This window comes from Roseofilum sp. Guam (assembly GCF_017746735.1).
GTDB classification, from domain to species: Bacteria; Cyanobacteriota; Cyanobacteriia; order Cyanobacteriales; family Desertifilaceae; genus Roseofilum; species Roseofilum reptotaenium.
Genome location: NZ_JAGHZN010000084.1, coordinates 1 through 15,364 on the forward strand (window position 1 = coordinate 1; position 15,364 = coordinate 15,364).

The 15,364-nt window shown below is 45.6% G+C and carries 17 protein-coding genes and 2 pseudogenes; 12 read left to right on the forward strand and 7 right to left on the reverse strand.

What is annotated here, in order from left to right:
* The first annotated feature begins 77 nt into the window (after positions 1 to 77).
* The gene (locus J7529_RS23225) at positions 78 to 1,373 is read left to right on the forward strand and encodes an ATP-binding protein (protein ID WP_318730950.1); all 1,296 of its coding nucleotides are present in this window, start codon (positions 78 to 80) and stop codon (positions 1,371 to 1,373) included.
* On the opposite strand, the gene J7529_RS23230 is transcribed toward J7529_RS23225, so the two are convergent.
* Positions 1,370 to 1,492: a hypothetical protein gene (locus J7529_RS23230; RefSeq protein ID WP_318730951.1), complete on the reverse strand. Its 123-nt coding sequence runs from the start codon at positions 1,490 to 1,492 to the stop codon at positions 1,370 to 1,372. The two genes, J7529_RS23225 and J7529_RS23230, sit on opposite strands and share 4 nt — an antisense overlap.
* Positions 1,493 to 1,519: 27 nt before the next feature.
* Between J7529_RS23230 and J7529_RS23235 the strand changes: the two genes are divergently transcribed.
* From J7529_RS23235 to J7529_RS24930, 3 genes and pseudogenes are all read left to right on the forward strand, one after another.
* A complete protein-coding gene (locus tag J7529_RS23235) occupies positions 1,520 to 2,554 on the forward strand; it encodes a YdcF family protein (RefSeq protein WP_318730952.1) in 1,035 nt (344 codons plus the stop codon).
* Between the two features lie 136 nt (positions 2,555 to 2,690).
* A pseudogene (locus J7529_RS24925) lies at positions 2,691 to 2,996 on the forward strand (hypothetical protein); the annotation flags it as partial.
* Positions 2,997 to 3,102: 106 nt separating this feature from the next.
* Positions 3,103 to 3,327 (forward strand): annotated as a pseudogene (locus J7529_RS24930) (hypothetical protein); the annotation flags it as partial.
* A 64-nt stretch (positions 3,328 to 3,391) separates the two neighbouring features.
* On the opposite strand, the gene J7529_RS23245 reads toward J7529_RS24930, so the two are convergent.
* The 3 genes from J7529_RS23245 to dapF are packed head-to-tail and all read right to left on the reverse strand — an operon-like array spanning position 3,392 to position 6,652.
* The gene (locus J7529_RS23245; RefSeq protein WP_318730954.1) at positions 3,392 to 4,588 is read right to left on the reverse strand and encodes a pentapeptide repeat-containing protein; all 1,197 of its coding nucleotides are present in this window, start codon (positions 4,586 to 4,588) and stop codon (positions 3,392 to 3,394) included.
* A 57-nt stretch (positions 4,589 to 4,645) separates the two neighbouring features.
* The gene (locus J7529_RS23250; protein ID WP_318730955.1) at positions 4,646 to 5,803 is read right to left on the reverse strand and encodes a hypothetical protein; all 1,158 of its coding nucleotides are present in this window, start codon (positions 5,801 to 5,803) and stop codon (positions 4,646 to 4,648) included.
* A 12-nt stretch (positions 5,804 to 5,815) separates the two neighbouring features.
* Positions 5,816 to 6,652 (reverse strand): diaminopimelate epimerase, encoded by an 837-nt coding sequence (gene dapF / locus J7529_RS23255; protein ID WP_271940761.1) that lies wholly within the window; start codon positions 6,650 to 6,652, stop codon positions 5,816 to 5,818.
* Between the two features lie 166 nt (positions 6,653 to 6,818).
* Between dapF and J7529_RS23260 the strand changes: the two genes are divergently transcribed.
* From J7529_RS23260 to J7529_RS23280, 5 genes are all read left to right on the forward strand, one after another.
* Entirely contained in the window at positions 6,819 to 7,031 is a 213-nt protein-coding gene (locus J7529_RS23260) for an Hfq-related RNA-binding protein (RefSeq protein WP_271940758.1), read from the forward strand.
* A 44-nt stretch (positions 7,032 to 7,075) separates the two neighbouring features.
* The gene (locus J7529_RS23265; RefSeq protein WP_318730956.1) at positions 7,076 to 7,933 is read left to right on the forward strand and encodes a M23 family metallopeptidase; all 858 of its coding nucleotides are present in this window, start codon (positions 7,076 to 7,078) and stop codon (positions 7,931 to 7,933) included.
* A 142-nt stretch (positions 7,934 to 8,075) separates the two neighbouring features.
* A complete protein-coding gene (locus J7529_RS23270) occupies positions 8,076 to 8,618 on the forward strand; it encodes a late competence development ComFB family protein (RefSeq protein ID WP_271940753.1) in 543 nt (180 codons plus the stop codon).
* Positions 8,619 to 8,740: 122 nt separating this feature from the next.
* Complete coding sequence (locus J7529_RS23275; RefSeq protein ID WP_271940750.1) at positions 8,741 to 9,397, forward strand: sigma-70 family RNA polymerase sigma factor; 657 nt, start codon at positions 8,741 to 8,743, stop codon at positions 9,395 to 9,397.
* Between the two features lie 151 nt (positions 9,398 to 9,548).
* The gene (locus tag J7529_RS23280; protein ID WP_318730957.1) at positions 9,549 to 10,130 is read left to right on the forward strand and encodes a hypothetical protein; all 582 of its coding nucleotides are present in this window, start codon (positions 9,549 to 9,551) and stop codon (positions 10,128 to 10,130) included.
* On the opposite strand, the gene J7529_RS23285 is transcribed toward J7529_RS23280, so the two are convergent.
* Positions 10,127 to 10,528, reverse strand: coding sequence for a gamma-glutamylcyclotransferase family protein (locus J7529_RS23285; protein ID WP_318730958.1), 402 nt, complete (start codon positions 10,526 to 10,528; stop codon positions 10,127 to 10,129). The two genes, J7529_RS23280 and J7529_RS23285, sit on opposite strands and share 4 nt — an antisense overlap.
* A 192-nt stretch (positions 10,529 to 10,720) precedes the next feature.
* On the opposite strand from J7529_RS23285, the gene hisH reads away from it, so the two are divergent.
* The 3 genes from hisH to rpoD all read left to right on the forward strand — a co-directional run bounded on the left by hisH (position 10,721) and on the right by rpoD (position 13,482).
* Positions 10,721 to 11,362, forward strand: coding sequence for an imidazole glycerol phosphate synthase subunit HisH (hisH, locus tag J7529_RS23290; RefSeq protein ID WP_318730959.1), 642 nt, complete (start codon positions 10,721 to 10,723; stop codon positions 11,360 to 11,362).
* A gap of 89 nt (positions 11,363 to 11,451) precedes the next feature.
* Positions 11,452 to 11,781 (forward strand): hypothetical protein, encoded by a 330-nt coding sequence (locus tag J7529_RS23295; RefSeq protein ID WP_318730960.1) that lies wholly within the window; start codon positions 11,452 to 11,454, stop codon positions 11,779 to 11,781.
* A gap of 579 nt (positions 11,782 to 12,360) precedes the next feature.
* The gene (gene rpoD / locus J7529_RS23300; protein WP_271940737.1) at positions 12,361 to 13,482 is read left to right on the forward strand and encodes an RNA polymerase sigma factor RpoD; all 1,122 of its coding nucleotides are present in this window, start codon (positions 12,361 to 12,363) and stop codon (positions 13,480 to 13,482) included.
* Positions 13,483 to 13,643: 161 nt separating this feature from the next.
* Here rpoD and J7529_RS23305 read toward each other — a convergent pair whose 3' ends face one another.
* Together J7529_RS23305 and J7529_RS23310 are read right to left on the reverse strand one after the other, a co-directional pair.
* A complete protein-coding gene (locus tag J7529_RS23305) occupies positions 13,644 to 13,805 on the reverse strand; it encodes a chlorophyll a/b-binding protein (RefSeq protein ID WP_271940735.1) in 162 nt (53 codons plus the stop codon).
* Between the two features lie 88 nt (positions 13,806 to 13,893).
* A complete protein-coding gene (locus J7529_RS23310) occupies positions 13,894 to 15,159 on the reverse strand; it encodes an ABC transporter ATP-binding protein (protein WP_318730961.1) in 1,266 nt (421 codons plus the stop codon).
* Between the last annotated feature and the right edge of the window lie 205 nt (positions 15,160 to 15,364).

Consider the following 15,364-nt stretch of genomic DNA (forward strand, 5'->3'; position numbering starts at 1 on the left):
ATTAATTGGAGGGTTAACCGATTTTTACGGGTGGAGTGAACTCACTGCTATATCACAACTTATTCAACGGACTTGATATGACCACCCTAAACCCTTCAGCGCAACAAAAAATTGCCTCACTCCAACATCAAGCGGTTTCCCTACTTCTCTATCAAAATGTACTCCATAATGAAGTCGGGCAAGCCTTTCTGAGCCTCTTAAACCAACTCAATCAACCCGAACCCAATGCCCTGGAGTGTCTCAAGGCATACGGTCATTGGTTTAGAACCCTAGCGCATGTGCAAAAAAGTTGGTCAGATTATCTGCTGGCGCAAATTGTCCGAGACCATAACCCCTTTACGAGCCAAGTGCAACACCTCGCCTTAGCTAAAATTCCCAGTCCTCTGATCGCTGCAGCAAGACAGGATTTACAGACACTACAAACTCTCTGTCAAGGAGAACCTCCAGTGCTGGAACAGATCGGGTTGTGGGTGCAATGGGTAGCCGATCTGCCAGAACCTCCAGTTTCCTGGATCATGGACTCTTCTGCTCACCCTCTGCTGGGAAAAACTCAAAACTGGCCGGATGCCCTGCCGGAATTCATCCGTTATTATCAAAACCATGGAACTGGAATCTTCGGTGAATATCGAGCCTTGCGCTGGCAGTCGGGAGAATTAAAAGGTATCTCTTATCCCGATCGCATTCAACTCAAGGAATTAGTGGGATACGAAGAACAAAAACAAGCCCTCTTACAGAACACCGAAGCCTTACTTGCTGGTTCTCCGGCACTTCATGTCCTCTTATATGGCAGTCGCGGCAGTGGCAAATCGTCTTTAATTAAAGGATTACTTCATCAATATGATGGCTTACGCTTAATTGAAGTAGCCAAGTCCGACCTGAAAGACTTACCCGATATTGTCGAACGGCTGCGGAATCTGCCGCAAAAGTTTATTATCTTTGTTGACGACTTATCCTTTGAAGAAGATGATGATGCCTTTAAGTCTCTAAAAGTCGTCTTAGAAGGCAATTTAACCGCCAGACCCGATAACGTCATTGTTTATGCCACCTCCAACCGTCGTCACTTAATTCGGGAATTTTTTGGAGATCGCCCCCGTCCTCAAGATGCCGAAGAGATTCACTATTGGGATACAGTACAAGAAAAGCTATCGTTTAGCGATCGCTTCGGCTTAACCCTCACCTTTGAACCTGCCGATCAAAGAACCTACCTGCATATGGTGAAACACTTAGCTGCCCTCAATCAAGTTTCTCTCACGGGTGCAGAATTAGAATACCAAGCCTTACAATGGGCAACCCGCCATAATGGGCGCTCTGGCAGAACCGCACGGCAGTTTATTGACTTTATTAAATCCCAAGGCAATAGCACGAGCAATTAGATCGCCAATAATAACGTTGCTTGATTTTCTTGGCCTCCGTTACCGTCAAAAAAGCCAACAAAAACGGCCCCTTGTCCGGACAGCAGCGAATAGGAGATAGTGATAGGCAGTTCATTCACCAGTCATCAACCTAGACAGGCCACAGTATGCTCTTTTCTCTACTTACTCGGCTTTTGCTGTGGCTGCTGATTGCAGTCATTGCTTACGCGATTCTCCTGCAATGGATTCCCAAGAAATATTATACCTGGTTGGGGGGAATCCTGATTTTTACCCTGATTATCCTTACCTTCTTCAATCCCAGTGCGGTAGTGGTGGCCGACATTTGGAGGTTATGTGTCTTTCCCCTCACCCCCCTAGGACTCTCTATTACCCTAGTTTTATCGGGGATGTTACATTTCAAAGGTAACGAAATTGCCAAACCCGGAAAAACACTGCTCTGGTCTGGGTTCGCTATTTTGGTCCTCTTTAGCCTGCCCTTGGTTGCCTATACCTTGGCGTATCAGGCAGAATCAGAATCCGTCAGAAGTACGCAACAACGCTATCTGAACTGTCAAGCCGCTTGTCCAGTTCCCCTGATGGAACAAACCCGAATTATTGTTCTCTTGGGTCAAGATACAACCCAAGCCGTGACAACCGAAAAGTATCGCCATGTGCAATTGAGCGATCGCGGTAACCTGATTTTTCATACTCTAGAAATATTTTGGGCCTCCGTTTCCCAAAATCAAGACCCACAAATCATTGTCACCGGACGCTCTAGAGTAGAGAGTCTTACACTTACCGAAAATACAAACGAAGCCCAAGATATTGTCAACTTACTCCAGCGTTTTGGAGTCCATAATTCTAATCTCCAACCCATTTCTCAAGGAGATAATATCTATCGTGCTGCCCTACAAGTGAGCAAAATTCTCGAAGTTCAAGGATTACAAGGAACCCCGGTTATTCTGGTCACCTCTGCCTTACAAATGCATCGCGCAGAGTTAACCTTTGCCGAGTTAGAAATCAAAGTAATTCCCAGCCCTACAGACTTCATTACTATTCAAAATGCCCCGATGTGGAAAAAAATCACCTTAGCCGATATTATTCCCAGTTCCCAAGCCCTCACCTTAAGTACGAAAGTCACCAATGAATACTTGGCTCTGATCTACTACTTTTTACGGGGATGGCTCTCCCCCTTTATCTAAAATGAATAATGAGCTAATACCATTTCTCTATGAAGATGCGCGCTCACAAGGATCGATTAATGGCAGGCTTAAAGAGAAATGGTATAACAATTTGAAAAGAGTTGATTAAGTTGATCTATTATAGGAGTTCATAACAATGGTATGGCTTTTCAGTTTATCAGCAGAATGTGGTTCTAATAAAAAGGAGGTTAATACATTTGCACAATATTTTGATGGAATAGAATGGCAACTCTCAAATAGTCGCCTATGCCAATGCCGTACAGATACGTTTCAAGATCTAGAGTAAAACTGGTGGTGTCGAGTTTATTCTCATAATATTAATGAAGTGAGAATAGATAGCCCTCAAAGTGCTTATACAATGACAGAATTAGGAATTTTACTCTATCAAACGCTACGATTGTCTCCCCCATTTCGCTATGCTTTGGTTGGTGTGGAAGTGGACGAATTTATATCAAATCTATTTATTTACGCTACAGAGATCTGTAGGGGCGGGTTATACCCAAATCTTGTAGACTGACAACTATTTTGTAGCAACCATTTAAGGATTTGATATTAGAACCTACAGCGAACTAATAGAAGATTTATCTAACTTATCTATTCCCGGATTAGTTGTAGCCAAAGAAATTGATCCGGATCTAGGAACATTCCCTCTTTTTCGACCATTTAGCCCTCATTATGTTTGGCAACCCTATGAGGGTGAAGTCTATAATCCCTTAATCGCATCCCCAGATTTAAACAACCAGTTGAAAGAGCTTCTAGCATTTAGCAATTAATACTTGTAGCGCTTTGTGCTGGTAATAGGTCAACGTTTTTTACCCTTGAAATTTGCTCTTTTCCCTATTCTGTCTCGTCGTGTTCAAAAATGGCTCCTCTTTGCAACAGGGAATCGTGCATTGCTTCTGTTAATCCTGGATTATCCTTAAATCGGGTATCGTGAACCTTGGCTTGATCGAGGATAATATTAGTCAGATCGGATAGCACAATACCTGCACCAGTTAAGTCAGCTCCAGTAAAGTTTGCACCTGTTAACTGGGTATCGCTGAGGTTAGCATTACTGAGATTAGCCTCAGTAAAGTCAGCGCCGCTTAAGTTAGCTCCACTGAGGTTTGCGAGAGCTAAACTGGCGCGGTGGAAGTTTGCCCCTTCTAAATGAGCATCACTAAGATAAGCGCCACTTAAGTCTGCACCACCAAAGTTGGCATTTTGGAGATTGGCACTACTCAAATCGACATCACAGAGTTCTGCTCCGCGCAGATAGACGCGGCAAAGATTGGCTTCGCTCAAGTCCAAACCGTTTAGGTTAGTGCCTAAGAGTTTGGCTCCGGCTAAGTCTTGAGCGAGGTTTAAGCCAGCAATTTCGGCAAGTTCTTGGAAGTTGTCGGTGTTGGCGGTGGTAATTTGGGTAATGAGAGCTAAGGCAGTTGCTCCGTCAAAGCTAGGTTGATGGCTCGGTGGCATCTCCACTTCCCCTTGAGATTGCCAGAGGGTACGACTGATGTAGGGTTGCAGTTGTGATTCTAGTAGCATGAGGGCCAATTTTTGTTCGGCGATCGCCACTTGATTCGGCGTTACTTGATGGAGCCATAACCCTTCTGCCCCCATAATTTGAAGATCCGTAGCCTTCAGAGAAAACGTAGCTTCCAGCACTCCCTGACTAGAAGTGAATTGAATGCGCCCCCACTTACATCGAGTGATCGAACCGGCTAATATCTGTCCTGATTTCAGTGGAGTTAACGTCCAGATGGGATTTTCGGGGGTTCCAGAGGCGATCGCCTGCGCTCCAATACCGCTCAAATCTGGCTCCTGCACCGCTTCTGAACACCAAATCCCTTCTTTCAATCTCAGCGCTAATTCACCCCCCGTCAAGCCAAATTTCAGTTGGCCATTTCCCAAAGGTTCCCATCGATCGCCGCAGGTTATACTCAAATACAAATCATACTCTTGTCCCTCTCCCGTAGACTCAGAAAGGGACACAACAGACCACTCTATACATAGAACTTCTGGATATCGATTCTCAGTCAACGGTTGGGACATAAAGCTTGCTCTTACTCATTCAACCTGTCATTGTCTCACGCTTTGCTCCTCAATTTACTATTCCCTATTTCCCATCACCTTACTCAGCACTGCCTCCAATACATCGATCACCCGATTTAAGGCAGACTCATCTTGTAAACTAGATAAGACAAAACTGGTTAACCTCGGTTCCACAGGATCAACCGGGAGAGATAGCCCAATTGAACTAAACTGATTTCTTAAATAATTCCATTCCTTCTTTTTATCAAAAGGGGGTAGGATAGCATAGCTTCTAGACGACACCTGAAGCACCCCATCAATACTAATACTAAAAAACTCACTCATCTGAGCATTGGGAGCATTCGATGGACACACCCAAACCGAAAATCCACCATAGGTATCTCCCATACCCCATTTAATTCGCAGGGGTTTATCTTGGATTACCCAATCATACAATCGGCGTACAATTTGCGCCTCTTCCTGACTCTGTCGGGCCCCATATTCATAGAAAAATGATGTTTGATCCCAACGCCTGCGCTCTAGCACCGTACTGGACTTTTTCTGCTGGGATTCGGCTGTTTTGCCAATCACGCGGGGAACCAAGGTTTTTAAACCCGTTTCACTCACATATTGCTTCACTTCTAAGGCTAAAATTTCCAAGGGGTCCATTTGGGGATTAAGAAACTCAATCATCACCCGAAACTCTGGAGAAACTTCATCCGAGACAAAAATCAATCTGACTTTGCCAGCTTGTAGATGGGTTTTGACTTTCTGCCAGAATTTTTCTTCATCCACATCGGTTCCTAAGAAAGATTCAAACACCTGTTCTGGATCTCGCCCTTGCTCGCGACAATTGAGTTCAAATTGGGCAATGACCGATTCTACGGGCCAGTGTAAAGGCAGTTGGGCAGCATACTCTAACATTTTGCCCATCATTTCCCGGCGCGATCGCTTGCTATCCTCTTTCTGAATGGCAACCAAAGTAGGAATACCATCTTGATCCACAAATAGGTGATCTAAAGACCAGCTATTATCATCTTCCTCGTCTAGGGTGGAGGTGATTTCACGAGTAATCCCTAACCACCATCTAGGGGTAGATCGATCGATCTGATCGCCTGCTAAAAGATTAGGATATTTTTCAATTAACTCTTGCAGGCGCTCTTCTGAATCATAGGATTGTTCCATCATCTCTACTAAATGATCCTCATCCTGAATCAGATAAATTCCCCCACCCATGAATTGTCCTCTTTAGATTACAACTTGGCCAGTAAACACCGATTGAGCCGGCCCGGTCATGTATAGTCTATCGTTTACAGCCCACTCAATGTCGAGATCGCCACCTGGCAATTCTACTGTCGTGCGGCGATCGCACTTCTTAGAGAGTACTCCAGCAACCACCGTTGCACAAGCCCCTGTTCCACAAGCTAAGGTGATCCCAGCACCTCGCTCCCAAACGCGCATTTTCACCCGGTTGGAGGCTAGAACCTGTACAAATTCCGTATTAATCCGTTCTGGGAAAACTGGATGATGTTCAAATTGGGGGCCAATTTTCTCTAAGGCAATTTTCTCCACATCCTCCACAAACGTCACGCAATGGGGATTTCCCATACTCACACAGGTCACTAACCAGGATTGTCCCGCCACTTCCAATGCCTGATCTACCACCGGATCGCTCCCCGATCCCAAGGTAGTCGGAATCTGTGCCCCCCCTAACCGAGGAATGCCCATATCCACCGTTATCTGACCCTGTGACCCCAGTTTAGGAACCATTACCCCGGCTAAAGTAGAAATCTGATATTCCTGCTTTCCAGACCCATCTAGCTGGGCTACAAACTGGGCAAAACAGCGAATCCCATTGCCACACATCTGGGGTTCCGAACCATCGGAATTAAAAATCCGCATGGTGTAATCCGTCCCCTCCTGTCCAGGAAGAGCAAAAATCACTCCATCAGCTCCAATGCCAAAATGGCGATCGCACAATTCAACCGCTTGCTCTGGTGTAATCAAAGGTTCCTGAGTTCCCCGATTATCCAGCAAAATAAAATCATTCCCCAATCCCTGATACTTCGTAAATTTGAGTTCCATAACCTTACCCTACTCAATGTTCATTATGGTAATTGGTAATGGGCAACAAGGGATCTTTCTCCATCTCCGTGTCTCCCCACTCCCCTCTCCCATTTTCAGACATCCCTTGTTAAACTTTGTTCGGGAGGCCATGATTCCCAATTAAACCTTCATTTTCCCTCTAACTATGTCCGAGTTCGATACGAGTTTACCCAGTGTTCGCAACATCCAGAACTTCATCCAAGAAAAAAATGAAGTTGAACTCAAATTAGTCACCGACGATCTAATTGTAGGCAAGATTGTTTGGCAAGATGTCAACTGTATCTGCTTGATGGATCACTATGAACAACCCACTATCGTCTGGCGACAAGCAATTGTTTTTATAAAACCTAAACCCTAAGTCCTTATCCTTACACTTGAGTTCCCTAAACCCCTGATCGCTCGATGAACATCTTCACCCGATATCAATCCACCCTGCTTACCCTAGTCTCTTGGGCAGCCCTCAGCCAGCCCCTCCAAGCTTTACAGGTTCGGGTTAATCCCCAATCTGCCCAACTTGGAGATACCATTTCTGTACAAATTCAGGTTACCAGCCCAGACTCCCCCACCGTACAGATGGGAAATACAACTTACCCCGTATTTCCCTTAAGTTCCAATCGATATCGGGCCTTAATTCCATCGAGTCCCTTAGATAATCCTGGGACTTGGTCGATTCAGGTTCAAGGAGATGGAAAAACCGAAACCGTTAGAGTAGGAATGGGCAATCGCACCTTTCCTACCCAAAGCATTTGGTTATCCGAAAGTGATGCTGCTCTTGAAGGAACTGACCACGAATTTGACAGCGTAGATGCATTCAAGAGCCTGGTTACTCCCCAAAAATTCTGGAACGGACCCTTTTTGCGCCCCAGTTCAGGGTATGTTTCCACGGTCTTTGGCGTTCAACGCTACTATAACGGCGAATTTGCTGACAATTACTACCATCGGGGCGTTGATTATGCCGCAGCTACCGGTTCTCCGGTCATTGCCCCTGCTGCGGGCATCATTTCCCTCGTGGGTAGAGAAGTCGATGGGTTTGAAATTCATGGAAACACCATTGGACTCGATCATGGCCAGGGAATCTTGAGCATTTTTATCCATCTCCACACCATTAACGTGCAGGAAGGACAAAGGGTGGAAGCGGGTCAAGTCATTGGTACAGTAGGATCTACCGGCGCTTCAACTGGCCCTCACCTACACTGGGGACTCTATGTAAATGGTGTGGCTGTCGATCCTGTGCCTTGGCGCTATGAAGGCATTGAATAAATCCATTAATCTTCAGAGGTTAGAATATTTCACAAGATTAAAGGGATCCGGATCGTAGAAATTCTTGGGGCAAACTGGGGGAAGATGGATGAAAAGTGTATCGTTAATGGTGAGCAAGGAAACTGTGGAGTAGATCAGCCTTATGAGTATCCAAGAGATTGTGGAACAGGCCCTCAAGGATGGCTATTTAACCCCAGCCATGGAAGCTGAGGTGGGGAATATTTGTGATAATGCCTCAGAGCTATCCATTGAGGAATACATGGCTTTAGACCGGTTAATGGGATGTTTATTGACTGGTGAAGTTGTGGCGGTTCCCCGGAAGCAATTCATTAATGTGATGGAAGAATTAGTGCTAACCGAGTCCATGACTTGTGTAGCGGCGATCGAAGAAAAAGAAGGAATTAAACTAGATTTGGGAGATGTGGCGGCCTATGCTCTCAACCGCCTACCTCCTCTATATGCTACGACCGAAGAAGGGGCCCGCTATCAACGGGATCGAGCGAAACAAGAGCTAATGGGTTTAATTAAGCAACAAGTTGGTGCGGCTATTTCTAAGAACCAAGAAAAACCTCAAGAACCCGAACGGCAAGCCCTGGGTAAAACGGATAACGTTCTTTCTCAGGTCAGCCATTTGTTACAAAATTATGCACAGACTTACGAGAAAAAGCCTCAACCTTTGGAGTAATCTGTGCTTTAATCCTAGGGATAATGCCCTGTTTCAGGTAAACTAGGGAGAGATTGAACGGGAACTTAGAGCAAAACCTCACGTCATGTCTAGACTGGAGTGTTTAAGCACTAATTCTGTCCATGAGTCAATCTGTTTCTTTATCCTGGTCAACGGTTGGGGCAGGAGTTCCTCAAGCACCTGTGCAGCCCGAAAAACTCTCAAACACTGATCTTATTGTGCGCTGTCAGGCCGGTCTTCGCCCTGACAAATTGGCATTTGCTGAATTGGTCAGGCGATATCAATCCCATGTCAATCGGATGCTCTATCACTTGGCTCCAGATTGGCAAGACCGGGCAGATTTAGGTCAGGAAGTCTGGATTCGGGTCTATCGTAATGTGAAGCGTCTGAACGATCCGGCTAAGTTTCGCGGATGGTTAAGTCGGATTACGACCAATTTGTTTTATGATGAACTCCGCAAGCGTAAACGGGTAAGACCCCCAATTTCTTTAGATGCCCCACGCCGGTTTGATGATGAGGAGATAAGTTGGGAGCTTCCGGCTGACGATCCAGGCCCAGAAGAGAGTCTAACCACAACCGAGTTTTACGAACAATTGCAACAGGCGATCGCCGATTTGCCAGAAACGTTCCGCACAACGATTATCCTGCGGGAAATCGAAGGGATGGCCTATGAAGAAATTGCTGATATTACCGGTGTGTCTCTAGGAACGGTAAAATCTCGGATTGCTAGGGCGCGTCAACGCTTACAAGTCCAACTTCAGAAGTATCTCAATAGCTAAGAAGAAAAACTGACCCGTTCAGACTTCGTGTTGAGAAATCTTAAGATTAATTGGAAACTTAAATACCCCTTTTAGGATCATTAGGTGTACACTATCTTGGGTTAGTCACTAAGTGTGATCTTGAGTTTATCAACTTGGTAGGTGACCCCCTATGACTCCTCACTTTGATTGTCAACCCCATTCCCAGAAGGAGGGATGTTTATCCCATCTGACTTCCTGGAATGACACCAACCCCAATTCACATATGGGTGTACCTGATATGTTAAAACGCGATCGCTTTGAACTGCTCAGTGCCTATCTTGATGGCGAAGTCAGTGCTTCGGAAAGCAAACAGGTGGAAGAATGGCTAGACAATGACCCTACGGTTCAATGTCTCTATCAACGCCTGCTTAAACTTCGTCAAGGCTTTGAACTGTTGCCCACTCCTCCCCAAGAGCAACCCGTGGAGGACATGGTTACTCAAGTGATGGGCCGCTTAGACCGACGACCCAAACGCACTGCCCTTTTATGGGGGACAGGGGCGATCGCTGCTGCTGCAGTGGCAGCCCTATCTACAACCTTTGCGAATTCTAACCAACTGTTCCCCCAAATAGCGGAAACCCCGACCTCGCCAGCTCTGATGCGTATTGCCCTCGATCAACCCCTAATTAATATCCCTAAATCGGATAACAATCCTTTGGGAATGCCTAATGCAACGGGCGATCTTCATCAAATGCTCCAGAATGACCGCTAATCAGATACGGGAGACCAAGAGCCATTGAGTAACTCCACTCCCCCGTATCCCTCAATCTTCTCTACACTCATCACGTAGACTAAAGCATCACCCAGAGGTTCACCCGTTGGTCGAAAGACAGGCATCAACTGGCGTAGATATTGATTGTCCTCTAAGGGTGAGTCGGGGTGATAGCCCTCTAATTGATCGAGCTGATTGAGCAGGTGTGAATCCTGAAAATGGAGTACATATCCTTCAATCCGGTTCGTTCCTACAGTCAGGCCTGGATAACCCATGGGTAGCAAAAATAAACGACCCCAGGCGATCGCCTGCTCTTCTTTGACGATACGCCCTTCGCAATAGCGCTGGTAATTCACTTCACCGGGCTTGAGGGTCCCATAAACGAAAACTTTGAACATTTGCTTGAGCTAAGTATTAATACACTCCTTTCTAGTACAGCATATTTAACCACACGAGAACGATGTCCCCTATAGGGTTCTCCGTTGAAATCAGCCATTCTTATGCAAATGCTCGGAAATTGTTACATTAATTTACATCAAGAATAACCTACAATGAGGGCATATTCGCCCATTCAGTAAGGATAAAATACCATGTCAGTTATCGCCGTCATCGATTACGATATGGGTAATTTGCACTCGGTTTGTAAGGGACTGGAGAAAGCCGGTGCAACCCCCAAAGTAACCGACCTAGCTACAGAAATACACCAAGCAGACGCTGTGGTGTTACCGGGGGTAGGGGCCTTTGATCCAGCCGTGGAGCATATTCGATCGCGGAACTTAGAAGATCCGATTAAAGAGGCGATCGCCAGTGGGAAACCTTTTCTTGGTATTTGCTTAGGATTACAAATCCTCTTTGACTACAGCGAAGAAGGACAGCAACCCGGTCTAGGTATTCTCCCTGGAGCCGTCCGTCGTTTTCACTGGGAGCCGGGAATCACCATTCCTCACATGGGATGGAATCACCTCCACTTTACCCAACCGGATATTCCCTTATGGGCGCATTTATCGACCACTTCTTGGATGTATTTTGTCCATTCCTACTATGTCGATCCCCAGGATAAAGCGGTCTGCGGAGCAACAGTGACCCATGGAACTCAATGTGTAGCAGCGGCGATCGCCAAAAACAACCTCATGGCTGTTCAATTTCACCCCGAAAAATCCGACCGCGCTGGACTACAAATTCTCTCTAACTTTGTCGAACATGTCCGGTCTCAAAGCCCAATTTGCGTTTAATCTCACTAATCTTCAAGATTAAGAACGCACTCACGTATTTTAGTCTTGAAACATCACATCTAGTCTGTTGATTTTACAGCCAAACTATTGTGTTACCTCTGGTCGTTAAGGAAAACACCCTTTTTACCTTTAAATTCTGGTTAAATGACCAGATTCAAGAGGGCATGAACTACAAACAGGAAATGTTTTGTCGGTTATGCACCCTCGGCCCTCAATTCCGGGCCCAACTCTATCAGTTTGGCTGTAAACTCACTTACAATGGAACTCGCGTAGTGATTAGTATTACAGAACAACATTGCAGTTTGTGGGTGAGCTTACGAGACCCCATTGTCAAAGCTGTTCTCATTGATGGACTCTCTTTGGATTTGCCCAGTCCCCTGAAAGAGGATGACTTCCCCGATACCCTACCGCCATCCTAGAAGCCAAGAGAACAAAGCTTGCCGCTAAAACGTTAATTTTGTCAATTAACTTAACCTAATTGCCCCTCCCATTTCAGGCAAAGTGAGTTAACTTAACAGAAAATAGACTGCAATTGAGACCATTAACTGAATCCAATTGGTAGTTGAGTCTGATCTTCTACTCTAGTAGAGTTCACTTACAAAAACCACTACATTTTCGTGTTTTTGTAGTATGGCAAAGCCAATCCTAATTTTTCCTCCCCTTGATGTCACGCTCTGGTTAAAATCCAGTCCTGAGATCGCTGAGCCAACCTCTAGCTGGAAGGGTCTTACTCTCCCAGTTCGCTGGTGTTGGATCATCAGGGGAACCTCACTAAGAGGAGGACTAAGGAACATCCTCTAAGTGAATATGGGGTACTACCCCCCCATACTCATTTAACGGGAGAAAACGATCTAATTTTCTCCAATCTGACCCACAGATCCCTCAAGTATTGTTAAACTTGAAAGGTTTGTTGGTAGATAAGGGTGAACAAAAACTCACCAACACAATTTCTCAATTTCATTTCTTAAGATATTTATAAGGAGCATGAGGAACGCGGCATGACCCAGGCTAAAAACCTACTCCCAACCCTCGAACCCCCCGAACTTGAAGAGGAACTGTATGCAATAGAGGAGGACGAACTAGAAGATTATCTAGATACTACTCCGGATGAGGAAGACGGTAAGTCTGGCAAAGTTCGCTCGATACGTCGAAAGACCCAAGTCAAGAAAAAGCATTATACAGAAGACTCTATTCGTCTGTATTTACAAGAAATTGGTCGGATTCGATTGTTAAGGGCTGATGAAGAAATTGAACTAGCCCGTAAAATTGCTGATTTATTAGAATTAGAGCGTCTGAGAGACGATTTAGAAGATGGGCTAGAACGAGAACCGAGCGATGCAGAATGGGCGGAATCGGTGGGAATGCCTTTGCCCCAGTTTCGCTATCGTTTGCATCTGGGAAGACGAGCTAAAGACAAGATGGTACAGTCCAACTTGCGTTTGGTGGTTTCGATCGCCAAAAAATATATGAATCGGGGTTTATCCTTCCAAGATTTGATTCAGGAAGGGAGCTTAGGCTTAATCCGAGCAGCCGAGAAATTTGACCATGAGAAAGGATATAAGTTCTCGACTTATGCCACTTGGTGGATTCGTCAAGCAATTACGCGGGCGATCGCCGATCAATCCCGTACGATTCGCCTTCCGGTTCACCTCTACGAAACCATTTCTCGGATTAAAAAGACCACGAAACTCCTCTCCCAAGAAATGGGACGCAAACCCACCGAGGAAGAAATTGCAGAACGCATGGAAATGACCATCGAAAAACTACGGTTCATTGCCAAATCTGCACAACTGCCCATCTCTCTAGAAACTCCCATTGGTAAAGAAGAAGATTCTCGTTTAGGAGACTTTATTGAATCGGATGGGGAAACACCAGAAGACGAAGTTTCTAAAAGTTTACTGCGGGAAGATTTAGAAGGAGTTTTGGGAACTCTCAGTCCTCGTGAGCGGGATGTCTTGCGTCTGCGCTATGGCTTAGATGATGGACGCATGAAAACCCTTGAGGAAATTGGACAAATCTTTAATGTGACACGGGAGCGGATACGGCAAATTGAGGCGAAAGCCTTGCGTAAATTGCGTCATCCCAACCGCAATAGCATTTTACGGGAATATATCGGCTAGATCTAGACCTTAATATTCACTCTGACAGACGGCAAGTATTAACCTGCCGTCTTTGTCTATATAGCCACCGCCAAGGGGGTTAGGGCAGACCTCAAGCGATCGACCCTAGCATCCATAATCTATAAATCTATTGCTTATTCCCTATTCCCTAGCGCGTAGAGCTATAGCCCCAAAATCCCCAGAACTCCATCACTAGAAACCAATTGAATTCCTAGAGCAACCACAAAGCCAAGCATGGCTAAACGGCCATTCCAGATTTCTGCTTGGGGGGTGAAGCCGACCTTCCAAGCGTTACGGTTAGGTAAAGTTTCACGATCTTCCATAGATTAAAGTCCTCATTGACGCTCAAATTGTTGGTGTAAATAAATATTAACAAAATGAGAAAGAGTTGGCTGTACTTTTGATTTAGATTCAGAAGTTCTTATGGTTTTGATCGTCAAGGGGGAAAATTGCTAATCCCGTTTGGACAGAAAATAGGTGCATTTGTTCAGGAATCATAGAAAACCAGAGGGTTTCCCCGATCTTGATGGAGCGCGGTTGAGACAATCTCAGATTAAGAATTTGAGTTTCTTCTGCGAGACTTCCCGAAAGTAAGGTTTCATGACCAAGTTCCTCGACTGCTTTCACCTGAATCGGCAAATTTTTAGGTGCGGGAGCGCTTTCCTGAAGGTGTTCTGGGCGAATGCCTAAAATTAGGGAAGACTCCCCTAATTTCTGTAAGGGGTATTGCCACCTTTCTGGTAAGGTCAAGCGAAATTGGGGATGCCGTAATAGAAGGGGGGCAGACCACTCGACGGGTATAAAATTCATGGGCGGAGAACCAATAAATTGGGCGACAAACTGATTGGCGGGACGATGATAGAGTTCTAAGGGTCGAGCCACCTGTTGCAGTTCTCCTTGATTCATGACTGCGATGCGATCGCCCATCGTCATTGCTTCTACTTGATCGTGAGTTACATAAATTGTCGTTACTCCGACCTGTCGCTGTAATTCCACAATCTGCGATCGCGTTTGTGTCCGTAACTGAGCATCTAAATTAGATAAGGGTTCATCCATGAGGAAAACATGGGGATTTCTGGCGATCGCCCGTCCCAGAGCTACCCGTTGCTTCTGTCCCCCAGATAACTGCTTCGGTAAGCGCTCCAGTAGAGTTTCAATTTCCAATAACCTCGCTACTTGTTGCACCTGCGCTTTAATCTGACGCTCTTCCAGGGAAACATAGCGGAAACCGGGAGGAAGCGATCGTGTTAGGGCAACTCCCCCTCGTTTCATCCATTGTTCTATCGATTGTCCCGAATTCCCCCGCCTCAAACCAAAGGCGATGTTCTCATAAACACTCATGTGGGGATAAAGGGCATAATTTTGAAACACCATGGCGGTATTACGAGCTTTCGGGGGTAAGGTATTGACTTGGCGATCGCCAATCCAAACTTGTCCCCCTGTCAAACTCTCCAAGCCCGAAATAATCCGCAACAGGGTACTCTTACCACATCCAGATGGCCCCACCAGCACCAAAAACTCCCCATCCTCCACCGTCAAATTAATATTCCGCAAAACTGGAGACTTGGGTTTACGAGAGCTTTCACCCTTGCCATTTTCTGCCACTGACTGCTGCTGAACTTGGCCAGCAGAAGCGACAAAACTCTTATAAAGATTCTCTAAAACTACCTTTGCCACAGAAATTCAAACTTCGATAATTTCCTTGATACAGTGCTTCACGCTGCTATGAGGTACGATAACCTAAATTGTTCTTTTGAGGGCATTTCCATGAAAAGCCTTAAACATGGTCAGCGAATTATCGGTTTGAACCCTCATGACTATAGAGCAGTGAAAATGGCTGACTGCACTGCGTCCAAAAGGACAAAGGGAAAGGTAGGCATCT